This is a genomic window from Thioclava arctica, from assembly GCF_040892615.1.
Taxonomy (GTDB): domain Bacteria; phylum Pseudomonadota; class Alphaproteobacteria; order Rhodobacterales; family Rhodobacteraceae; genus Thioclava; species Thioclava arctica.
The window spans coordinates 289,879-311,738 of sequence record NZ_JBFRYC010000002.1; the positions used below are offsets into that span (position 1 = coordinate 289,879).

Sequence of the window (21,860 nt, forward strand, 5' to 3'; positions counted from 1 at the left end):
GAAACGCCCCTCAGATCAGTAAGCCGCCGTCGCTGTCATCGCCCGCTTCCATCAGCAGCCGGTCCATATCGGGCACGCTGACATGGCGCTTGCCTTCCAGCACGATCACCCCGTCGCGTTTAAGCGCCGAAATCTGGCGACTGACCGTTTCAAGCGTGAGCCCGAGATAATCGGCCATCGCCTCGCGGGTAAGCGGCAGATCGAAGGTGACCTCACTGGTCTGCGCGGCATGATTGAGCGGCGCATCGCGCCGCGCCACGATTGAAAGCAGCGAGGCGATCTTTTCGCGCGCCGTCTTGCGGCCCAAAAGCAGCATCCATTCGCGCGCCGCATCCAACTCGTCCAGAGTCATCTGCAACAACCTCTGCGCGATATGGGGCGTGCGCTCCATCATCTCTTCGAAGGGCTTTTTGCGAAAGCAACACATCAAGATATTGGTGGTCGCAGTGACATTATAAGCCGCGCCCGAACGCCCCGGACGGCCGACAAAATCAGACGGGAGCAACAGCCCCACCATCTGCGTGCGCCCATCTTCCAGCGTTTGCGTCAGCGTCGCAATTCCCGACACAACCGAAGCCACGAAATCCATCTTGTCGCCCGCCCAGACCACGGTCTGACCGGCCTCAAAGCTGCGATAATATTTGATATCCTCGAGCTCTTCGATCTCGTCAACATCACAACGTGCACAGACCGCCCGATGGCGGATCGGACAATCCCCACAAGTCAGGGAAACAGGATGAACGTCGTCATGAGCCATGCGGTGTTTCGTCTTGATCTGTGTCAATTTCTCACGCCGATCTTACAACTAAAGATACGTCTATGAAACAGGAATCGCAACTCGCCAAACTCGGCCTTTTCGATGCAAAAGTGCCACGCTACACCTCTTACCCTACAGCACCGCATTTCGCGGGCGGCGTTGGGCCGGATACTTTTTCTAGCTGGATCGAGCAGATTCCGGCGGGTGGGTCGATCTCGCTTTATCTGCATGTGCCGTTCTGCCGCAGGTTGTGCTGGTTCTGCGCCTGCCGCACGCAAGGCACGCAAAGCGATGAGCCGGTGCGCGCCTATTCCGAGGTTTTGCTGACCGAATTGCAAATGCTGCGCGACCGGCTTGCGCCCGGCGTGACGCTGTCGCGCCTGCATTGGGGCGGTGGAACGCCGACCTTGATGCCCGCCGATATGATGAAGCGGCTGGCCGATGCGGTGTTTGACGTGGTGCCGATGGGCGAAGGCGCCGAGTTCTCAGTCGAGATTGACCCCAATGAGATCGACGCCCCCCGGATGGACGCGTTGGTGGGTGCGGGCATGAACCGCGCCTCGATCGGGGTGCAGGATTTCGACCCGCAAATCCAGAAAGTCATCGGACGCGAGCAAAGCTACGAGATAACCAAGGCCGCCGTGGACATGATTCGCGAGCGCGGCGTGGCCAGCCTGAATGCCGATATCCTGTATGGTCTTCCCCATCAGACCCCCGCGAAGATCGCCAATTCGGTGCAGCAGTTGCTGTCGCTTGGGCCCGATCGCGTGGCGCTGTATGGTTACGCGCATGTGCCGTGGATGGCGCGGCGTCAGACGATGATTCCGTCTGATCATCTGCCCACCCCGCAAGAGCGGCTCAAGCTGTTCGAAGTGGCGCGCGATCTGTTTGTGGCCGATGGCTATGACGAGATCGGCATTGATCACTTCGCCCTGCCCACGGATGGCCTGTCGATCGCGCAAAAGAACGGCAAGCTGCGGCGCAATTTCCAAGGCTATACCGATGATCTTGCCGAAGCGCTGGTCGGGCTCGGAGCCTCGTCAATCTCGCGTTTCCCGCAGGGCTATGCGCAAAACGCCTCGGCCACGTCGAAACATACCGGCGCGATCCGCGAGGGGCAGTTCTCCACCGCGCGCGGCCATGTCTTCAGCGCCGAAGACAAGCTGCGCGGCCGCATGATCGAAGCCCTGATGTCGGATTTCGAGATCAAGACGGATGAGCTGGTGCGCGATTTTGGTGCCAAGCCGCATGAGTTGGCACAGATGTTTTCAACCTGTGTCGATAAGTTCGGCGATATGGTCGAGATGACGACCGAGGGGCTGCGCATCCCCGTCAAAGGCCGCCCGTTGACGCGCATGATCGCGCGCCATTTCGACGTCTATGATATGTCGGCCTCTAGCCACAGTTCGGCGATCTGAGGCGCGATTTTGGGTGATAGGATCGGGCGTCTGGGACACTGGGCGCCCTTTTCCCCCTACCCCCGGCGGTGCGCGCCTTCGACGAACTCAATCAGCCGCGGCAGGCACTTCGTTTTGAGATCATAGGTCTCAACGATATGGCGGCGCGCGGCCACGCGCATTGGCGCATAGGTTTCAGGTTCGCTCAGCCCCTCGATCAGCGCCTCTGCCCAGCCTGCGATGTCAAAGAACTCGACCAGCCGCCCGGTCTCGCCATCGCGGATCACCTCGCGCACCGGCGCAGTATCCGAAGCCACTACCGCACAGCCCGCCGCCATCGATTCCAGCAGCGACCAGCTAAGAACAAACGGGTAGGTCAGATAGGCATGCACGCGGCTGACATGCAGCAGGTTGACGTAATCCGCGTAAGGGATGCGGCCCAGAAAATGCACGCGATCCAGATCAAGCTGGCCACCGACCTCGTTCAAGAATTTCTGCTTCCAGCTTTCGGCGTCCTTGGGCGGGGCGCCATAGCTTTGCCCCTCCTCGCCCACGATCAGCACATGCGCCTTGGGGCGCGCCGCCAGCACTTCGGGCAATGCGCGCATAAAGCTGTGAAAGCCACGATAGGGTTCTAGCGAGCGGTTGACGAAAGTCACCACCTCATCGCCGGGACGGAAAACCCGTGTGGTTCCGGGAACGGTGAAACGGGCATCGGCGCGCGGCGCAAGACGGTCGGTATCAACGCCATCATGGCACACGGTGATCTTGGCACGCAGCTCGGGCGGGAAAGTGTCGGCCTGAAACTGCGTGGGCGACAGCCCCGCATCCGCCTGCACCATCGACTGCACCAGATGCGCCGAACGCGCCACGGTCGAGACCCGCGCCTCAAGGCCGGGGCGGGCGAATTCCGGGTCGAAATCGGTATCCAGACCCGTCGTGCGATACATCAGCTCGGCATAGACCAGCAGTTTCGCCTGCGGCCAGACCTCGCGCAGGAACAGGGTTTCGCCCCAGCCGGAATGGCCAACGATCACATCGGGCGCATAGCCATTCTTGTCACGCAACTGACGCGCGGCAAGGGCGGCGCGCGCGCCCCGTTCGGCGCTTTGTGCATAAAGCCGCGTCAGGCCAGATGACAGCGTCACCTCGTCGGGCTTGCGGTATTTCACCACCCGTACCGGCGAGGCGCGTGTGTTGGTTTCAGCCGTGAGCGCCAGCACCTCATGGCCGCGCGCGACCAGCGCGGGCGCGAGATGGGGGAACTGGCCGGGGAAATTCTGATGAACGAACAGGATTTTCATGCTCAGGCCGTTTCAAGCGCCGTCTCGCCCAAAGCGGCGGCCATCAACTGGCGGGTATAGGCGGTTTGCGGGTTCGCAAAGACGTCACGCGCCAGCCCCGCCTCGACGACATCGCCGCGCTTCATCACCATGATCTTGTGGCTGAGCGCGCGCACCACGCGCAAATCGTGGCTGATGAACAGATAGGCCAGCCCGTGACGGCGCTGCAAATCACGCAACAGATCGACGATCTGCACCTGCACCGTCATATCCAGCGCCGAGGTCGGTTCGTCCAGCACCACCACTTTGGGCCGCAAGATCATCGCGCGCGCAATCGCGATACGCTGGCGCTGACCACCGGAAAACTCATGCGGGTAGCGCTCCATCATCGCGGGATCGAGCCCGGTTTCAGCCATGATTTCAGCCACCATATCGCGGCGATTGCGCCCCTTCTCGACGCCATGCACCGTCAGCCCCTCAGCGATGATCTGCTCCACCGTGAGGCGCGGGCTGAGGCTGCCGAACGGGTCTTGGAACACGATCTGCATGTCCCGGCGCAGCGCACGCAACCGCCCCGCCTGCCAGCGCGAGATATCCTCGTTTTCATACAGGATCGGCCCCTCGGAGGCGATCAGCCGCATGATCGCAAGCGCCAGCGTGGTCTTACCCGAGCCGCTTTCGCCCACGATCCCCAAGGTCTCGCCCGCGCGCACAGACAGCGAGGCGTCATTGACCGCCTGCACATGGCCCACCGTCTTGCGCAGCAATCCGCGTTGGATGGGAAACCAGATTTTCAGATGCTCGGTGCGCACGACTTCGGGGGAATTTTCCGGCACCGGATCGGCGAGACCCGTGGGTTCGGCCTCCAGCAGTTTGCGGGTATAGGGATGGCGCGGATTGGCGAAGATCTCTTCGGTCGGGCCTTGCTCGACGATCTCGCCGTTTTGCATCACGCAGACCCGGTCCGCGATGCGCCGCACCACGCCCAGATCATGACTGATGAACAACAGGCTCATGCCCATGTCGCGTTTCAGATCGGCCAGCAGATCCAGAATTTGCGCCTGAATGGTCACATCAAGTGCTGTGGTCGGCTCATCCGCGATCAGCAGTTCCGGGCCATTGGCCAGCGCCATCGCGATCATCACGCGCTGGCGTTGCCCACCCGAAAGCTGGTGGGGGTAATCGTCCAGACGGCTTGCAGGATCGGGGATGCCGACCTTGTCGAGCAGTTCAATCACGCGCGCGCGCGCCGCAGCCCCGCGCAGACCTTGGTGCAGCGACAGGCTTTCGCTGATCTGTTTTTCCAGCGTGTGCAGCGGGTTAAGCGATGTCATCGGCTCTTGAAAGATAAAGCTGATATCATTGCCGCGCGTGGCCATCAGATCGCGTTCCGACGCACCGATCATCTCGCGCCCGGCATAGCGGATCGAGCCCTCAAGCCGCGCCGTGCCTCCCAAAAGCGCCACAGTCGACAGCGCCGTGACCGACTTTCCAGAGCCGGATTCGCCCACAAGCGCAACCGTCTCGCCATTGCCGACGCTAAAGCTGACGCCCTTCACCGCTTGGGTATATTTCCCCTCCGAGCGAAACGACACGCGCAGGTTTTCGACCTCAAGAACCGGTTTCATTGAAACACCTTTCTGGGGTCGAACGCGTCGCGGATGCCCTCAAAGATAAAGACCAGCAGCGACAACATGATCGCAAAGGTGAAAAACGCCGAAAAGGCCAGCCAGGGCGCGTTCAGGTGCTGTTTGCCTTGCAGCGCCAGCTCGCCCAGCGAGGGTGCCGATGAGGGCAACCCGTAGCCGAGGTAATCGAGCGAGGCCAGCGCCCCGATCGCGCCCGTGATGACAAAGGGTAGCATGGTCAGCGTTGCCACCATCGCGTTGGGCAGGATGTGGCGGAACATGATCACCCGGTCGCTCACGCCCAGCGCGCGCGCGGCGCGGACATATTCGAAATTGCGCGCGCGCAGGAATTCCGCGCGCACCACGCCCACCAGCGCAGGCCAGCCAAACAGGATCGAGACAAATACCAGCAACCAGAAACTGCGCCCCAAAATCGCGAACAGGATGATGATGACGTAAAGCGAGGGCGTAGAGGACCAGATTTCGAGGATGCGCTGGAAGAACAAATCGACCTTGCCGCCGAAATAGCCCTGCACCGCACCCGCCGAAATCCCGATAAGCGAGCCGATCCCCGTCACGATCAGCGCAAACATCACCGAGGTGCGGAACCCGTAAATCACCCGTGCCACCACATCGCGCGCGGTGTCATCGGTGCCCAGCCAATGCGCCGCGTCAGGCGCCGAGGGGGCTGTGCCGACATCGTTGATCGTGTTGTAGCTATAGGGGATCACCGGCCAGATCATCCACCCTTTGTCGATCTTTTCGCCATCGATCTCGCCGGTTTTCTGGGCCTGCTCCATCACCGCCTGCGGATCGTCATCGAAACAGGCCTCATTGCCGCCCGTCACGATCAGGCATTGCACCGCCGGGTCGCGATAGATCGCCTGCGTGCGGAAATCGCCACCAAAGGCGGTCTCGGGATAGAACTTGTAGATCGGGAAATAGTAGTGCCCGCGATAGTTCACTACGATGGGTTTGTCATTGGCGATGAATTCGGCCAGCAGCGCGCCGATGAACAGCACGCCAAAGATCATCAGCGACCACAGCGCGCGGCGATTGGTCTTGAAATTGCGCCAGCGGCGGGCGTTGAGCGGGCTTAGGCGCATCATCCGGCCCTCTTCTCAAAGTCGATGCGCGGATCGACAAAGACATACATCAGGTCAGACAGAATATTCACCACAAGGCTGATGAGCCCGAACATATAGAGCGTGCCGAAGATCACCGGGTAGTCGCGTTCAACCGCCGCTTGGAACCCCAGCAAGCCCAACCCGTCGAGCGAAAAGATCGTCTCGACGATGATCGAAGCGCCAAAGAACACGCCCAAGAATTGCGAGGGAAAGCCTGCGATCACGATCAGCATCGCATTGCGGAAGACATGGCCATAGAGCACCTTCTTCTCGCTCAACCCCTTGGCGCGCGCGGTCATCACATATTGTTTGTTGATCTCTTCGAGGAAGGAGTTCTTCGTCAGCAGGGTCATTGTGGCAAAGCTGGCAATCGTCGTCGCCGTCACGGGCAGCGCGATGTGCCAGAGATAGTCGAGCGCCTTGCCAACAAGGCTGAGTTGGGTGAAATCATCCGAGGTCAGGCCGCGCAGCGGGAAAATCTTCCAATAGGACCCACCCGCAAACAACACCATCAACATCACCGCAAACAAGAAGCCGGGAATGGCATAGCCCACAATGATCGCGCCGCTGGTCCAGGTGTCGAATTTCGTGCCATCGCGCACCGCCTTGCGAATGCCAAGCGGGATCGAGATGAGATAGGCCAGCAGCGTCGACCACAACCCCAGCGTGATCGAGACCGGCATCTTATCCAGCACCAGATTGATCACGCTTTCATTGCGAAAAAAGCTCTTGCCGAAATCGAAGGTGGCATAGCTTTTCATCATGATGAAAAACCGCTCCCAGCCGGGGATTTTTTCCTTGTGGCAAGCGGGGTTCTTCAGGTCCGGCGTGCCGGTAAAGCCCGCATCGCAAGTGATGCGCGCATAGCCCATCTGCACCTCAAGCTGGCTGAGCAATTCGGGCGAGATGCCGCGCGCGCCCTGATAGCCGCTATCCTCGACGCCGCCTTGGCCCTGACTGCCCGCATCGCCCCCGCCCGAGATGTTGCGCATCGAATCCGCATCGCCCTGCACGCGGGCAATGACCTGTTCGATCGGCCCGCCGGGGACGAATTGCGTCAGCGTAAAGTTGATGATCATGATCCCCAACAGCGTGGGGATCACCATCAGCAATCGCCGCAAGATATAGGCACCCATTTTCGGCCCTCTGCTCGTTGGTGCGCGCGGCCTTAAAGAGCGCCGCTCGCTTTCAGTTTCTTGGCCTTTTCGGCGTCATACCACCAGAAATCCAGCTCTCCCAGAGAATAGGGCGGAAGGGCTGCGGGGTGCTCATACATGTCGTAATAGGCGACCGTGTGGCTGGGTTTATACCATTGCGGCACCCAGAACCGAAGGCTGCGCAGGGCGCGGTCCAGCGCATGCACGCGCGGCTCCAGTTCATCATGGGTTTTGGCCTGCTCGACCAGCTTGATCAGCGCGTCGATGGCCGGGTTTTGCAGCCCCATCTTGTTGAACACATCATCGGTGCTTTTCGAGCCAAAATACTGCTGCAGATTCGATCCGGGAATGTAGTCCTGACCCAGATGAGCAGTAATCATATCGAAATCATGGCTGCGCTCGCGATTGGTGAATTCGCTGTCGTCCACGCGCTCCATCTTGGCATCGATCCCCAGTGCGCGCAGGTTTTGCACATAGGGGGTGATGACGCGGTCAAAAGTCTGGCTGTCATTAAGGATCGCAACACTCAATGTCTCGCCCTTGGCGTTGCGCCGCATCCCATCGCTGCCCACGATCCAGCCTGCATCCTCCAGCAGTTTGGCTGCTTTGCGCATGTTCTTGCGGTCCAACTGGCGCTTGCCGGAAAGGGGTTGCACGACCGCATCATCGGTCAATATCCCCGCAGGCAGATCGCCCGCCAAAGGTGTAAGGAGTTTCAGTTCCGCAGCCGAAGGCTTGCCCTGCGCCTGCAAATCGGAATTTTCCCAGATGCTTTCGACCCGGTCATATAGCCCGTAAAACAGCGTCTCATTGGACCATTCGAAATTGAACATCAGCCCCAGCGCCTCGCGCACCCGGATATCGTCGAATTTTGGCCGCCGCAGGTTGATCACGAACGCCTGTCCCGAGGCGATATTCCCATCGGGCAGTTCGGCCTTCACGACCTCGCCCTTTTCCACCGCCGGGAAGGTGTAGCCATTGGCCCAGATGCTGGAGCTGGCCTCGTTGCGAAACGTGTAGGTGCCGCCCTTGAAGCCCTCAAATGCCGATTGGTAATCGCCGTAATATTCGATCCGAATACGGTCGAAATTGGCCCGCCCTTTGTTGATTGGCAAATTTGCCCCCCAATAGTCCGGGTTGCGTTTCCAAGACACCGTGCGGTTGTCCTTGGCGGCGTCAAACATATAGGGCCCCGAGCCGATGAAGGGCACATCCGAGGTCTGCGACAGGTCGATCTTGTCTTTCTCGAACTGCGCCTTGGAGAATACCGGCAACCCGCCAACGGCCTGAATGATGTCGCGGCGCGGATAATCGGGCATGAAAGTGAATTTGATATGGCTGGGGTCGATCACCTCGGCGGATTTGACCTGCTGAGCGATCACCGCGCGAAATGAGCTGAGCCCCTTGTCACGCAACTGTTCATAGGAAAATACCACATCGTCGGCGGTCAGAGGCGAGCCATCCGAGAATTTGATCCCGTCGCGCAGGGTGAAGATTACCCAATCCTTGCTGGCGGGGTATTGCAGGCTTTTGCACAACAGACAGTATAACTCGCCCACCGTATCGGCCGTGCCCTCCATCAGCGATTCCAGCGGCGCCGAGGCCAAAGCGGCCGCGCGGCCCTGAATTGAATAGGGATTATAATTGTCAAATCCGCCAGGTGCCCATTCCGAGATTTCTCCGCCCTTGGGCGCGTCCGGGTTGACGTAATCGAGATTGGCAAAATCGGCGGGGTATTTCAGCGATCCCAGCGTGGCGATGCCATAAGTGGTGACCACATCCCCAGACGCATCCGCAGGTGTCGTGGCCGTCGCGGTGTCTTGTGTGGCGGTGTCCTGCGCATGTGCGCCAAATGCCAGCCCGACCCAGATCAAAGCCCCCGCGATCAGCGCCAGCGCGCTGCCTGCAATCCGGTCTTGATGCGTTATCTCATTCGTTCTCACCGCTACACGCGCTTTCACTCTACACTCCCACCTTGTTGTCGCACATCTCAGGGGCCGCCTTTTGATCACGCTAGCGGTCCAACACCCCGGTGGGCAAGTTACGAAACTGTAAGGCGGCGCGCGCGAATGTGAAAGGGCCGCTCCCGGCGGGAACGGCCCTGATAACAGATCGCAAAAAACGCGCCTTATTGGGTGTGTTCTTGCAGATAGGCGATCACATCATTGCGGTCTTCGGCCTTTTTGAGACCCGCAAAGGACATCTTGTTGCCGGGAACATATTCTTTGGGGTTGGCCAGATAAGCGTTGATCGCCTCAAGCGTCCACTCGCCGCCATGCGATTTCATCGCATCGGAATAGTTGAAATCGGCCACAGAGCCAACTGCGCGATTGATCACGCCATCCAGATGCGGACCAACGCCGTTCTTGCCTTCGACGCTGTGGCAGGCCTTGCACTTGCCAAAGACCTTCGCGCCCTTGCCAGCATCGCCATCGCCCAGAACGATGGTTTCTTCAGCTTTGGTCTCTGTCTCGGCAGCCGCGTCACCCTCGGTTGCCAGCAAATCGCCGGGCGCTGCGGACATCATGGTGCCCGCCGCTGCCGCCTCGTGTTCACCACCCGAGTGGTCTTCGGACTCGCCGACATGATAGAGAGCGCTCGACGCCCAAGCCATCAAGAGAAAAAACAGCAAAGCGCCCAATAGCGCGCCAGCAAGCTTGGTGAGGGTCATCGTATTGAACATTTTCCGTCCCTGGATATGTCGTCTTTGTCTCTTGCATCTACCCGGTTGGGGCGTGGAAAATCAAGCGAACTTTACTTGCCGTGATCGGATTTTCATTGTGTCGGCCCTGCTTTGACTGCGCCAACCTGTTTGCACCAAAGGGCCCGGGCCGGCTCGGCCAAGCCCTCTTTTCTTTGTGGGCAAGCCGGGCTAGGCACAGTTTGGACCAGTTTGGGCACAAGGGGCCAAGGCGAAAGCGCCCGCTGTGAAGGACCCGAAGCGAAGGACCCGAAGCGAAGGAATTGCGTGATGTCAGACAACCAAAGCAGCAGATCGCGCGTCCCGCCCCATGGGCGCATCGCCTTTCAGGGGGAGTTGGGAGCCTATTCGCATCAGGCCTGCCGCGACGCCCGCCCCGATCTTGAGGCCGTGCCTTGTCGCAGCTTTGAGGACGTGATCGACACCGTCAAACGCGGCGCGGCGGATCTGGCGATGCTGCCGGTGGAAAATACCACCTACGGGCGAGTCGCCGATATTCACCGCCTGCTGCCCGAAAGCGGTTTGCGCATCGTGGATGAGGCCTTTGTGCGCGTCCATATCAGTCTGATGGCCCTGCCCGGCGTGCAGATCGAAGAGCTGGAAAAAGTGCGCGCGCATCTGGTCTTGATTCCGCAGGCGGCAAGTTTTCTGGCGCGCTACAACATTCGCGGCGAACCGGCGGCCGATAGCGCGGGGGCGGCTGCGGAACTGGCGCAGGCACAGACCCGCACAATCGGGGTTCTGGCATCGGATATGGCAGCCGAGACCTATGGGCTCAATATTCTGGCCCGCCACATTGAGGATAACGCCCATAACACCACCCGTTTTTTGATCATGGGCAAAACCGCCGATCAGACCCGGCGCAGCGAGCTGATGATGACCACTTTCGTGTTTCGCGTGCGCAACATTCCTGCCGCGCTTTATAAGGCGATGGGCGGGTTTGCGACCAATGGCGTGAACATGACCAAGCTCGAAAGCTACATGGTGGGCGGCAATTTCACCGCCACGCAGTTCTATGCCGATGTCGAGGGCCATCCCGATGATCCCGCCCTTGCGCGCGCGCTCGAAGAGCTGGATTATTTCACCGATTATCTCGAAATCCTGGGCGTCTACCCGGCCGATCCGCGTCGCAAGCGCTGAGGACGGTCGTGGCTAGGCGCGGGCAGTTTTTTCGGCCTGCCGTTCTAAGTCTTGGGCGAAATGGCCCACGCGCTCGTCGAAACGCCGGTCCAGATTGCCTTTGCCAAGCTTGGCAGATTGCACCATCAGACGCGCGCCCAAGGTGCGCGGCCTGACCTCCAGCGCGGTTTGCATCCGTGTGCGGGTCTTTGACAACTCGGTGACCAACATCTCAAGACGCGCCTCAAAACTGGTTGACGTGCCAAGGCAAACCAGCGCCTCGGGGCGCTCAAAGGTGGCCAGATCAGTGATCATCTGGCGCTCGCGCCCGCGAAAGCGAAAGCCGATCTCCCACGACATGCCCGCCCCCGGGATCGCCAGCGTATCAAGGCGCTTGAGTGTGATCCCACGGCGCAGCGCGACACGCTCGAACGAACTGAAATCTGCCAACCGGTCGAAAATAAACTCGGCCGGGGCCGCGATATCCTTGCGGGTGGAAAATTTCATACCGTTTATCCTCACTTCGTGCCGACGCTCGGCGCGCAAACTGGCCTTAAAGCAAACGATCCGCAAGCCACTGACGCATCATCCAGCCCGCAATCGCGCCAACGCGTGGCGGAGAAATTACCGCGTCACGCCCTGCCACCACATCCAACAGCCGCTCGCGGGTGATCCACATCGCATCCTCGATTTCGGTGGGATCGACGGTGATCTCCTCGCTCAGCGCCTCGCCATGACAGCCCAGCATCAGTGAGGACGGAAATGGCCAAGGCTGCGAGGCGATAAAGCGCACCGCACCGACCTGCACGCCGGTTTCCTCGGCCACCTCGCGGCGCACCGCTTTTTCAACCGTTTCACCGGGCTCCATGAACCCTGCAAGCGTGGAATACATCCCCTCAGGCCAACCCGGAGACCGCCCCAGCAACAGGCGGTTTCCCTTTGTTATCATCATGATGACAGCCGGATCCGTGCGCGGAAAATGCGAGGCCCCACAGGTGGCACAACGACGCTGCCAGCCCGCATCCTTCAGATCGCTTGGCGCGCCGCAAACGGCGCAAAACCGGTGCGAGCGGTGCCATTCAAACATCGCGCGCGCGGTGGCTGCCAGTTCCGCCTCAAGCGGGCCAAGGCGCGCCATTGCGCCGCGCAACTCGGTGAACCCATGGCTGTCTGGCAGGCTCGGGTGGCCCAGCTCGGTGGCGTCGAAAGACACGCCGCCCTCGGGCAACGATTCCTGTGGCTCATACGCCGAGACATCGCGCGCAAAAAACGCCCCCGCCGCCTCGCTTGCGCCCAGAACGCCATCCGAAACCCTGCCCAGATAAATCTCGGGGCCCGCGAGGGTGGCGAAAAGCGCGTGATCGGGGGGCAGCAGGCCCAACCCTTCGGGGCTCAGCAACACCCTGCCTCGCCAGATTGGCAAGACGCGGGTGTCAGGCTGCGCGCGCAAGTGTTTCAAGCCTTGAGGATCGCGGCGTAACTGGTCATCGCGGTCCAGCCCATTGGCGCCACTGAAGGCAGGCAGATCATCACGCCAATCTGGCATGGGGACGTAGTCGTTGGGCATGGCGCGGGCTCCTTTTGCGCGGATTCTTCCCATATTGACGTAGGCTTGACCAGTCACGGGGGCGTGTTGCGATCCAGAGCCCTGCGCAAAAATAGCACAATCAATTTTACCTCTAGCTCGAATGTGCTTTCTACCATAGGTTGTAGAATCGAAGGCGAAGCTAGCTCGGCTAACGAGCGCTCGCAAGAAGCCGTGCAAATACGGTGAGGGGATAGAGATGGAAGGGTTGCCATTTGAGGCGCCGCAGGTTGAGACCTGTGCGAAGACGGTGACGCTCACGATCCGTGTGCTTAAGACAACGGATCTTCATGGTCATGTGCGCGCCTATGACTATTTCACCGATAAAACCAACCATGGTGCGGGGCTTGCCGCGCTTGCCAATGAGATCGCGAAGGCGCGCCGCCAAATACCAAATTGTCTGCTTTTCGACATTGGCGATTTTCTGCAAGGCACCCCGCTGACCCAGCTTTGGGGGGAATCCCCCGGCCCCAACCGCCAACGTGTCAACCCGATGATCGCGGCAATGAATGCGGTGGGCTATGATGCGGGCACGCTGGGCAATCACGAATTCGATTTCGGTCTGGATCAACTCAATCACGCGCTTCTGGCCGCGCATTTCCCGATCGTCAGCGCCAATCTCATCCTGTCTCCGGACGCCCAAAGCGCCCATCCCGCGCTATCGTTGCCGCCTTGGGTAATGCTGAAACGCGAGATGTGCGATAGCTCCGGGGCGCGCCAGTCTTTGCGCATCGCAGTCATTGGCTTCCTGCCCAAGCAGCCCGATTCACTCGTGCAAGGCGAGGGAGTCGACGGGTTTTTCTTTGGCGACAGCCTGACAGCGGCGCGCGCGCAGATGCGCGTGATCAAAGCGGCCAAGCCTGATCTGGTGATCGCGCTGGCCCATACCGGGATCGCGCCGCCAAACCTGGACGGACCGCTTGAGGGGGGGGCCAAAAATTGCGCCCTCGCGCTTGCGGCAGTTGACGGGATCGACGTAATTTTGGCCGGGCATGACCACCTAACCTTTCCTGGTCCAGAATGGCCTGCGATCGAGGGTGTGGACCCGATCCAAGCGACGTTGCACGGCAAACCAGCGCTCAATTCCGGGTCATACGGCAGCCATCTGGGCGTGCTTGACCTGACCCTACAAAAAGAGGCGGACGGCCCTTGGCGTATCGCGCGCCACATTGCCGAATTGCGCAAACCCCGCGCCATTGAGGCCCCCGCCGTCATCGCCGCAAGCAAACACGCCCATCACAGCACGCTAGCCCATATTCGGCGTGAAATCGGCACGCTGGAAACGCCCTTGCACAGCTATTTCGCGCTGCTGGGACCAGACCCGATCCTCACGCTTTTTGCGCAGATCAAAACCGATTTCGCCCGTCGGGTTCTGGCCGGCACCCCCGAGGGCGAACTGCCGCTTTTATGCGCCACCTCGTCGTTCAAGGCGGGGGGGCGGCACGGGCCAAGCAATTATGTCTCGATTGCGCCGGGACCGCTACGAATCAATCATATTGACGACCTCTACCTGTTCAACAACACGCTGGCTGCGATTGAAATTACCGGGGCCGATCTGCGCAAATGGCTCGAACAAGCCTGCCGTATTTTCCACCAGATCCCGGCGGGAACACAGGGGCATTGGCTGCGCAACCAAGGCTGTCCCAGCTACAATTTCGATGTCATTTCCGGCGTAAGCTATCAAATCGATATCAGCCGCCCCTCGCGCTATGATCTTGAAGGGATTGAGTGCCACACCGGCCCGGGACGCATCCGCGCGCTGTGCTATCAGGGCCACCCCGTCGCGGATGCGCAACGCTTCCTTGTGTTGACCAACTGCTACCGACTTGCGCAAGGCGGACGTTTTGGCATCTGCGGACGCCAGGTTTCGCTGTCCAAGCAGCCCATCAAAATCCGCGATTTGCTGCTCCACAAAGTTCGCGGCTCAAAGCCACTGCAGATCGCAGCCCAACGGAATTGGAGATTTGCCCCGATGGCGGGCACCAGCGTGATCTTCCGCACCGCACCTGACGCGATCAACCACCTCGCCCAACTCACGGCCACCGGGCTGGATGTAGCCCCGATGGGATTAGACGATGACGGCTTTTTGCAGATCAAACTCGCCCTATGAACCCTTCTGTGCATTAAAAATGAGCAACCGCACATCATATCGCCCACAATTCCATCAGTTCGCCGTGATCGACATGGCGGCGCAGGGACCCGCCCCCAATTCGCTTTCGCCAAGCCCCATTGTGCGCAGGATCAGTTTGAATGGCCTGTTTTGACCACGATATTGACTATGAGGATTGCAATGTTTCACCCCAAATCTGCCGTAATCGCCACGCTCGCATTCACTTTCAGCGCAGCGCTTGCGCAAGGCGAAACCAAGATAACTTTTGCACTGGACTGGAAATTCGAGGGGCCGTCTGCACCCTATTTCTTGGCCATTGATGACGGGCTGTATGGGGCTGCTGGGCTGGATGTCGAGATTTCCGAGGGCAAAGGGTCGCTCGATGCAATCCCGAAAGTCGCCACCGGTGCTTATCCGGTGGGATTTGCCGATATCAACTCACTGATGAAATTCCTCGACCAAAACCCCGGCGCGCCGGTCACGGCGGTGATGATGGTCTATGACAAGCCACCCTTCGCGGTAGTCGGGCGCAAGGATCTAGGTATCAACGCGCCCAAGGATCTGGAAGGTAAAATTCTGGGCGCGCCGCCGCCAGATGGCGCATGGGCGCAGTTCCCGATCTTCGCCAAAGAGACCGGTCTGGACATCACCAAGATCAAGGTCGAGCCGGTGGGCTTTCCGGTGCGCGAGCCTATGCTTGCCGAGGGCAAGGTCGATGCGGTGACCGGCTTCTCGTTCTCCTCGACGCTCAACCTCAAACGTCTTGGCGTGCCGCTCGATCAGCAATCGGTGCTGCTGATGGCCGATTATGGCGTGGCGCTGTATGGCAATGCGATCATTGTGAACACCGATTACGCCAAGGCCCATCCCGACGAGATCACCGGTTTCATCAAGGCCACCGCCGAGGGCTGGAAGGCCGCGATTGCTGATCCGGGCAAGGCGGTTGATGCGTTGATCAAACGCAACCCCGCTGCCGATAAGGCGCTGGAAACCGAGCGTCTGCAAATGGCGATCGACGCCAATGTTCTGACCGATTTCGTCAAGGAACACGGGATCGGCAGCATCGATCCTGCCCGCATGGACGCCGCGATCGAACAAACCAAACTGGTCTATGAATTCACGCATACCCCTGATGCGAGCGTGTATTTCGACAGCAGCTATCTGCCCACCGATGGCAGCTTGAAAATCGATTGATCCTCCCCGGGGGCGGGCGGCTCCTCCCGTCGTTCGTCCCCACTTTTTTGTTTGGCAGGTTCATGGACACGCTCATCGACATTCGCGGCGTTACGCACGCCTATCAGACGAAACACGGCCCCCTTCCGGTGCTGGACGGGCTTAATCTGTCAGTGCCCGAGGGCGAGTTCTGCGCCGTCGTCGGCCCCTCGGGATGCGGAAAATCCACGCTGACACGGCTGGTGGCAGGGTTGATGAAACCCGATCGGGGCGAGGTGTTCTTGCATGGCGAAAAGGTCACGAGCCCGCGCAAGACCGTCGGCATGGCGTTTCAGAACCCGGTCCTGCTGGAATGGCGCAGCATTCTGGAAAACGTGATGTTGCCGCTGGAAATCGTCGCGCCGAGTATGGCGCGCGCCGATAAGATCGCGCGCGCCGAGCATCTGCTGGAGATGGTGGGCCTGAAGGGATTCGAGAATAAGCGCCCGTCGGAACTGTCAGGCGGGATGCGCCAGCGCGCCAGCCTGTGCCGCTCGATCGTGCATAAGCCCGAAGTGCTGATCATGGACGAACCCTTTGGCGCGCTTGACAATTTCACCCGCGAAGACCTGTGGCAGACGATGCGCGACCTGCGTGCCGCCGAACCCTTTACCGCCGTTCTGATCACCCATGACTTGCGCGAAAGCGTGTTTCTGGGCGATCAGGTGGTCGTGCTGTCAGGCCGTCCGGCGTGCACGCAATATGTGCTCGATGTCGATCTGCCCGGCGACCGCAGCATCGACATTCTGTATGAACCCAAGGCCGTGGATATGCTGCATCTTCTGCGCGATCAAATTCGCATCGCTCAAGGGCGCGACGAGGGGGTGCATTGATGGATTGGAAGAAAATCGCAACGCCGCTGCTGTCTGTCGTGGCCTTTCTGGTGCTGTGGGAATTCATCGTCTGGATCAACAATTGGCCCAATTACGTCATGGCCTCGCCGTCCGATCTGCCCGCCGCCTATGAGAAATACTGGAAACTGTTCCTGATCGACAGCTGGCAAACGCTGTGGCGCACGGTGGCAGGGCTGGCGCTTGCGGTGGTGTTTGGCACGTTTCTGGGTATGGTCATGGGGTTTTCCAAGACCGCGCGTGACGCACTGTATCCGCTGCTGGTCGGCTTCAACGCAATCCCCAAGGCGACACTGGTGCCAGTACTGTCGCTGCTGTTCATCGGGGCGCATGATTTCAACACCGTTCTGATGGCGTTCCTGATTTCGTTCTTCCCAATCGCGGTGTCGGTCGGGATCGGCCTGTCCACGTTAGAACCGGAATACCGCGACATTCTGGGCGCGCTTGGGGCCTCAAAGCTGACGATTTTCCGCAAGATCGCCCTGCCCAAGACCCTACCCGAGTTTTTCGGCGCGCTGAAAGTCTCGGTCACGCTGGCCTTCATCGGCACCAATCTGGTGGAAATCATCTCGCCCCATGGCAAGGGGTTGGGATCGCTGTTTCAATCTGGCGCGACCAATGGCGATTACCCGCTGATGTTTGCGGTGCTCATCGCGCTCGCCTTCCTTGGGATCGTTTTGTATTACGCGGTCGTGGCGCTGGAGAAGGTTTTTGCCGGCTGGGCCGAGCGCCCCGCAAGCTAAGGAAAACGGTGCGCTGGAGAATCCGTGCCATTCAGCCCTGCTCGCCCGCGGAAAATCCGAAAATTGTCATCCGCGATGAATTTCCTCTTGCGGCGGCGCGCGCGATCCCCTAAATCCGCGACCACTGAACCGGTATGCGGGCGTAGCTCAGGGGTAGAGCATAACCTTGCCAAGGTTAGGGTCGGGCGTTCGAATCGCCTCGCCCGCTCCAGTTCAGACATACCCAAGGATGCGGGCGTAGCTCAGGGGTAGAGCATAACCTTGCCAAGGTTAGGGTCGGGCGTTCGAATCGCCTCGCCCGCTCCAAAACAAAAGACCTCCCTTCGGGGAGGTCTTTGTCATTTCAGACGCTGCGACAGGACATCAGCCAGTTACACGAGATGGCTGCGCCGACTGTTCAAGCGACGAGCGGCCGCACTGTGGACTGAGCAGGTACTGGGCACAAATATCAGGAGCCCGGGCTTGGTGCGCAACCGACCGCGCCTTTGTCCAAGAAATACGTCGCGATCTCGGCCAGATCATCGACCTTAACCGGGCGGCGCAAAACGCAGCGCAGCGGCGAGAGCATCGAAAACAGCTCTCCTTGCGAAAACAATTCGCTTTCTGAGAGCAAACTCGTCACCAGATCCGGGGTGCGAAACTGCGCACTCACCGCCGCCGAAAGCGCACTTTCCACTTCACCGCGTGAGCATAGGGAAAGAGGTTTGGAATCAGCAGATCAAGCGTTTTCACCCGCACTTCTTTCCTTGTACAGGGCACGGTGTCGACCGAAACGACATCGCAACCCTGAAGATACAGAATTTGATGCACGACCAAAATGTCCGGCCCGGCCTCTTCTAAAATCAAAACCTTCATCATCGGTTCCGCGTTCAGATATATGCATTAGATAAGAGCAGGTTCCGTTCAAAACCGCCTAAAGAAACCAGCGCGAGACGGAACTTAAAGGACAAACGCTTAACAACCTCTTTGCACCAGCCTATAAGGCAGACAGCAACAAGGAGCCGCCCGATGCGCAAGGCCAAGATCAGCCGCACCACTGCCGAGACCGATATCTCTGTCGAGATCAATCTTGATGGTCAGGGAACCTATGACAACCAGACCGGCGTCGGGTTTTTCGACCACATGCTGGACCAGCTGTCGCGCCATTCGCTGATCGACATGACCATCCGCGCCAAGGGCGATCTGCATATCGACGATCACCACACGGTCGAGGATGTGGGCATCGCCCTGGGGCAGGCTTTGACCCAGGCGCTTGGCGACAAGCGTGGCATTCGCCGCTACGGGCATTTCGCGCTGGCGATGGATGATGCGCAGATCAGCACCGCGCTCGATCTGTCGGCGCGTCCGTTCCTTGTATGGAACTGTGACATGCCCACCGCCAAGATCGGCACGTTTGACACCGAACTGGTGCGCGAGTTCTTTCAGGCGCTGTCCACCCATGGCGGCATCACCCTGCATGTCGACCGGGTGCATGGGCTCAATTCGCACCACATCGCAGAGGCGGCGTTCAAATCGGTCGCGCGTGCGCTGCGCATGGCCGTGGAGGCCGACCCGCGCATGGCCGACAGCCTGCCCTCGACCAAAGGGGCGCTCTGATGCTGACGGCGCTGGTTGATTACGACAGCGGCAACCTGCATTCGGCGGAAAAGGCGTTTCACCGCATGGCTGCCGAGACCGGGCATGGCACGATTGTCGTAACCTCGGAACCCGACGTCGTGGCGCGCGCGGATCGCATCGTGCTGCCCGGCGATGGGGCCTACCCGTCGTGCCGCGCCGCGCTGCACCGCTTTAAAGGGCTGGCCGAGGCGATCGAAGAGGCCGTGACCATCAAATCCCGCCCCTTCCTTGGCATTTGCATCGGCATGCAGATGCTGGCGACGCGCGGGCTGGAGTTCGAAGAAACCGAAGGCTTCGGCTGGGTGCCCGGCGAGGTGGTCAAGATCACCCCCGATGATCCCGCGATGAAAGTGCCGCATATGGGCTGGAACGATCTGGTGATCGACACGCCCCACCCGGTGCTCGAAGGCATCGCAACGGGCGATCACGCCTATTTCGTGCATAGCTATCACTTCAATGTGGCCGAGCGCGCCGATCTGCTGGCCCATGTGGATTATGGCGGTCCGATCACGGCCATTGTCGGGCGCGGCAATGTCGTGGGCACGCAGTTCCACCCCGAGAAATCGCAAGCCACCGGGCTGCGCCTGATCGCGAACTTTCTCGGCTGGAAACCATGAGCCTGCCGCGCGCGGTCCTCAGCTGGTCGTCTGGCAAAGATTGCGCGATGGCGCTGCATGTTTGTCGCAGCGAAGGGCTGGCCGATATCGTCGCGCTGCTGTGCACCACCAACGAGGCGTTTGACCGCGTCGCGATGCATGGCACGCGCAACGCCATCCTGCGCGCTCAGGCGGCGGCGGCTGGCCTGCCTCTGATCGAAGTGCCGCTGCCCTGGCCCTGCTCGAACGACGATTACGAAGCGCGCATGGCGGCAGCGATGGATCAAGTCCGCGCGCTGGGTGTCGAGACAATGGTGTTTGGCGATCTGTTTCTGGAAGATGTGCGCGACTACCGGATCGCGAAACTGGAACCGCTTGGCATTACCGCGCTGTTCCCGCTTTGGGGCCGCCCGACAGATGAACTGGCCCGCGAGATGATCGCGCTGGGGTTTGAAACCCATCTGGTTACGGTCGACCCGTCCAAACTTGACGCCTCTTTCGCGGGGCGCAAATTCGATGCGAACCTACTGGCCGACCTGCCCGAAGGCGTCGATCCCTGCGGCGAGAATGGCGAGTTTCACACCGCCGTCTCGGCAGGTCCGATCTTTGACGCCCCGATCAAGGTGGCGGTCGGCGAAACCGTGCTGCGTGACGGTTTCGCCTTTGCCGATCTCAGCCTCAGCTGATCACTTCACGCGCTGCCAATCCTGCGATTTGCAGAACAGCCCGCCCGCGACACAGCCAGCCAGCGCCATCGCGCTGCCCTGCACCTTGATCTTGCCGAGATAGATTTTGTTGTTGGAGGGGCGCCAGACCTTGCCCTCGTATTTGCCGCCTCCCTTGGGCGCCATGTCGATGACGATCTCCTTGCCCTCGTTGCCGGTCTTCACCTCTTGCCCCTTCGCATCGAAGCTTTTGGTAATGTTGCCACAAAACGCCGCACCGCAAGGTTTGATCGTGACGTAGGCGAACTTGCCCGCATCGGGCTGGGTCTTCCACATGCCCTCAATCGGGTCGGCCAGAACCGCCCCCGCACTCAGCGCCATTGCGGCCGCTGCCAGTATCAGTGTCTTCATGGTAAATCTCCTCCCTTTTACCGTTCTCACCCATCTGGCCACGGCCCCTGATTCCGGGCAAGCCTGACGTGACGTCCGCGTCAATCTGGCCTATGCGCGCGTCCCCCTCTTGCCCCGCGCCCCCGCGCCGTGGCATGAGGCGCAAAACGATGGAGAGCCACGATGATCCTGTATCCCGCGATCGACCTGAAAGACGGGCAATGCGTTCGCCTTCTGCATGGCGAAATGGATAAGGCGACCGTGTTTGGCGATGATCCAGCAGCGCAAGCGGCCAGCTTTGAGGCGGCGGGGTGCGAATGGGTGCATCTGGTCGATCTGAACGGCGCCTTCGCGGGCGAACCGGTCAACGCCGCCGCGGTCGAGGCCATCCTGGCGCGCATCAAAGTGCCCGCGCAGTTGGGCGGCGGCATCCGCGATATGGCCACAATCGAACGCTGGTTGGAACGCGGCCTTGCCCGCGTGATCCTTGGCACCGTCGCAGTCGAAAACCCTGATCTGGTGCGCGAGGCCGCGCGCGCTTTCCCCGGTCAGGTCGCCGTCGGCATCGACGCGCGCAATGGCAAAGTCGCGACCAAAGGCTGGGCCGAAGAGACCGACGTGATGGTCACCGACCTCGCGCGCAGCTTTGAAGACGCGGGCGTTGCGGCGATCATCTACACCGACATCCTGCGCGATGGCGCGATGGGCGGGCCCAATATCGCCGCGACCGAGGCCTTGGCACGCGCCGTCGACATTCCCGTGATCGCCTCGGGCGGCGTGTCATCCCTGCCCGACCTGATCGCGCTGCGCGACACTGGCGTGATCGCAGGCGCGATTTCAGGCCGTGCGCTGTATGACGGGGCGCTTGATCTGAAAACGGCTTTGGCCGCGCTGAAAGCCTGAGGCGGCCAGCGCCCTGCCC

At 60.3% G+C, this 21,860-nt stretch carries 22 protein-coding genes and 2 tRNA genes; 12 read left to right on the forward strand and 12 right to left on the reverse strand.

Annotated features, from left to right (window positions below; genetic code table 11):
* Positions 1-10 precede the first annotated feature (10 nt).
* Positions 11-757: a transcriptional regulator FnrL gene (gene fnrL, locus AB4874_RS04190; protein WP_368391049.1), complete on the reverse strand. Its 747-nt coding sequence runs from the start codon at positions 755-757 to the stop codon at positions 11-13.
* A gap of 62 nt (positions 758-819) precedes the next feature.
* On the opposite strand from fnrL, the gene hemN reads away from it, so the two are divergent.
* Positions 820-2,175, forward strand: a complete 1,356-nt coding sequence (gene hemN, locus AB4874_RS04195) for an oxygen-independent coproporphyrinogen III oxidase (protein WP_368391050.1) — start codon at positions 820-822, stop codon at positions 2,173-2,175.
* Between the two features lie 56 nt (positions 2,176-2,231).
* Here hemN and AB4874_RS04200 read toward each other — a convergent pair whose 3' ends face one another.
* The 6 genes from AB4874_RS04200 to AB4874_RS04225 form a co-directional block, all read right to left on the reverse strand.
* Positions 2,232-3,458, reverse strand: coding sequence for a glycosyltransferase (locus tag AB4874_RS04200; RefSeq protein ID WP_368391051.1), 1,227 nt, complete (start codon positions 3,456-3,458; stop codon positions 2,232-2,234).
* Between the two features lie 2 nt (positions 3,459-3,460).
* Positions 3,461-5,065, reverse strand: coding sequence for an ABC transporter ATP-binding protein (locus AB4874_RS04205; RefSeq protein WP_295531724.1), 1,605 nt, complete (start codon positions 5,063-5,065; stop codon positions 3,461-3,463).
* Positions 5,062-6,171: an ABC transporter permease gene (locus tag AB4874_RS04210; protein WP_368391230.1), complete on the reverse strand. Its 1,110-nt coding sequence runs from the start codon at positions 6,169-6,171 to the stop codon at positions 5,062-5,064. The genes AB4874_RS04205 and AB4874_RS04210 overlap by 4 nt, the downstream gene beginning before the upstream one ends.
* On the reverse strand, positions 6,171-7,328 hold the full coding sequence (locus AB4874_RS04215) for a microcin C ABC transporter permease YejB (RefSeq protein ID WP_368391052.1): 1,158 nt from the start codon (positions 7,326-7,328) through the stop codon (positions 6,171-6,173). Before AB4874_RS04215 ends, AB4874_RS04210 begins: the two co-directional genes overlap by 1 nt.
* Positions 7,329-7,360: 32 nt before the next feature.
* The gene (locus tag AB4874_RS04220) at positions 7,361-9,223 is read right to left on the reverse strand and encodes an extracellular solute-binding protein (protein WP_438273443.1); all 1,863 of its coding nucleotides are present in this window, start codon (positions 9,221-9,223) and stop codon (positions 7,361-7,363) included.
* 254 nt (positions 9,224-9,477) lie between these two features.
* Positions 9,478-10,032, reverse strand: coding sequence for a c-type cytochrome (locus AB4874_RS04225; protein ID WP_295531734.1), 555 nt, complete (start codon positions 10,030-10,032; stop codon positions 9,478-9,480).
* Positions 10,033-10,320: 288 nt separating this feature from the next.
* On the opposite strand from AB4874_RS04225, the gene AB4874_RS04230 reads away from it, so the two are divergent.
* Complete coding sequence (locus AB4874_RS04230; protein WP_368391054.1) at positions 10,321-11,190, forward strand: prephenate dehydratase; 870 nt, start codon at positions 10,321-10,323, stop codon at positions 11,188-11,190.
* 12 nt (positions 11,191-11,202) lie between these two features.
* On the opposite strand, the gene AB4874_RS04235 is transcribed toward AB4874_RS04230, so the two are convergent.
* Both AB4874_RS04235 and nudC read right to left on the reverse strand, forming a co-directional pair.
* Positions 11,203-11,676: an SRPBCC family protein gene (locus tag AB4874_RS04235; protein ID WP_368391055.1), complete on the reverse strand. Its 474-nt coding sequence runs from the start codon at positions 11,674-11,676 to the stop codon at positions 11,203-11,205.
* Positions 11,677-11,722: 46 nt separating this feature from the next.
* The gene (nudC, locus tag AB4874_RS04240; protein ID WP_368391056.1) at positions 11,723-12,736 is read right to left on the reverse strand and encodes an NAD(+) diphosphatase; all 1,014 of its coding nucleotides are present in this window, start codon (positions 12,734-12,736) and stop codon (positions 11,723-11,725) included.
* 217 nt (positions 12,737-12,953) lie between these two features.
* Between nudC and AB4874_RS04245 the strand changes: the two genes are divergently transcribed.
* The 6 genes from AB4874_RS04245 to AB4874_RS04270 all read left to right on the forward strand — a co-directional run bounded on the left by AB4874_RS04245 (position 12,954) and on the right by AB4874_RS04270 (position 17,976).
* Positions 12,954-14,864: a 5'-nucleotidase C-terminal domain-containing protein gene (locus AB4874_RS04245; RefSeq protein ID WP_368391057.1), complete on the forward strand. Its 1,911-nt coding sequence runs from the start codon at positions 12,954-12,956 to the stop codon at positions 14,862-14,864.
* A 180-nt stretch (positions 14,865-15,044) separates the two neighbouring features.
* A complete protein-coding gene (locus AB4874_RS04250; protein WP_368391058.1) occupies positions 15,045-16,058 on the forward strand; it encodes an ABC transporter substrate-binding protein in 1,014 nt (337 codons plus the stop codon).
* 62 nt (positions 16,059-16,120) lie between these two features.
* Positions 16,121-16,909: an ABC transporter ATP-binding protein gene (locus tag AB4874_RS04255; RefSeq protein ID WP_368391059.1), complete on the forward strand. Its 789-nt coding sequence runs from the start codon at positions 16,121-16,123 to the stop codon at positions 16,907-16,909.
* Positions 16,909-17,670 carry an ABC transporter permease gene (locus AB4874_RS04260; protein ID WP_368391060.1) on the forward strand — a complete coding sequence of 254 codons (762 nt, stop codon included), beginning with the start codon at positions 16,909-16,911 and terminating at the stop codon, positions 17,668-17,670. Before AB4874_RS04255 ends, AB4874_RS04260 begins: the two co-directional genes overlap by 1 nt.
* A gap of 136 nt (positions 17,671-17,806) precedes the next feature.
* Positions 17,807-17,881, forward strand: a tRNA-Gly gene (locus AB4874_RS04265).
* A 20-nt stretch (positions 17,882-17,901) separates the two neighbouring features.
* Positions 17,902-17,976 (forward strand) — tRNA-Gly (locus AB4874_RS04270).
* A gap of 142 nt (positions 17,977-18,118) precedes the next feature.
* Here AB4874_RS04270 and AB4874_RS04275 read toward each other — a convergent pair.
* Positions 18,119-18,346, reverse strand: a complete 228-nt coding sequence (locus tag AB4874_RS04275; RefSeq protein ID WP_368391061.1) for a hypothetical protein — start codon at positions 18,344-18,346, stop codon at positions 18,119-18,121.
* Positions 18,319-18,525 (reverse strand): hypothetical protein, encoded by a 207-nt coding sequence (locus AB4874_RS04280; RefSeq protein WP_368391062.1) that lies wholly within the window; start codon positions 18,523-18,525, stop codon positions 18,319-18,321. The genes AB4874_RS04275 and AB4874_RS04280 overlap by 28 nt, the downstream gene beginning before the upstream one ends.
* A 153-nt stretch (positions 18,526-18,678) precedes the next feature.
* On the opposite strand from AB4874_RS04280, the gene hisB reads away from it, so the two are divergent.
* Genes hisB through AB4874_RS04295 form a run of 3 tightly spaced genes read left to right on the forward strand, consistent with a single transcriptional unit; the run spans position 18,679 to position 20,569 of the window.
* A complete protein-coding gene (gene hisB, locus AB4874_RS04285; protein ID WP_368391063.1) occupies positions 18,679-19,266 on the forward strand; it encodes an imidazoleglycerol-phosphate dehydratase HisB in 588 nt (195 codons plus the stop codon).
* On the forward strand, positions 19,266-19,904 hold the full coding sequence (gene hisH / locus AB4874_RS04290) for an imidazole glycerol phosphate synthase subunit HisH (RefSeq protein ID WP_368391064.1): 639 nt from the start codon (positions 19,266-19,268) through the stop codon (positions 19,902-19,904). The genes hisB and hisH overlap by 1 nt, the downstream gene beginning before the upstream one ends.
* Entirely contained in the window at positions 19,901-20,569 is a 669-nt protein-coding gene (locus AB4874_RS04295; RefSeq protein ID WP_368391065.1) for a Dph6-related ATP pyrophosphatase, read from the forward strand. The genes hisH and AB4874_RS04295 overlap by 4 nt, the downstream gene beginning before the upstream one ends.
* Here AB4874_RS04295 and AB4874_RS04300 read toward each other — a convergent pair whose 3' ends face one another.
* The gene (locus AB4874_RS04300; protein WP_295531773.1) at positions 20,570-20,959 is read right to left on the reverse strand and encodes a DUF2147 domain-containing protein; all 390 of its coding nucleotides are present in this window, start codon (positions 20,957-20,959) and stop codon (positions 20,570-20,572) included.
* 162 nt (positions 20,960-21,121) lie between these two features.
* Here AB4874_RS04300 and hisA point away from each other — a divergent pair, with 162 nt between their 5' ends.
* Positions 21,122-21,841 (forward strand): 1-(5-phosphoribosyl)-5-[(5-phosphoribosylamino)methylideneamino]imidazole-4-carboxamide isomerase, encoded by a 720-nt coding sequence (gene hisA, locus AB4874_RS04305; protein ID WP_295531776.1) that lies wholly within the window; start codon positions 21,122-21,124, stop codon positions 21,839-21,841.
* Positions 21,842-21,860: the final 19 nt, after the last annotated feature.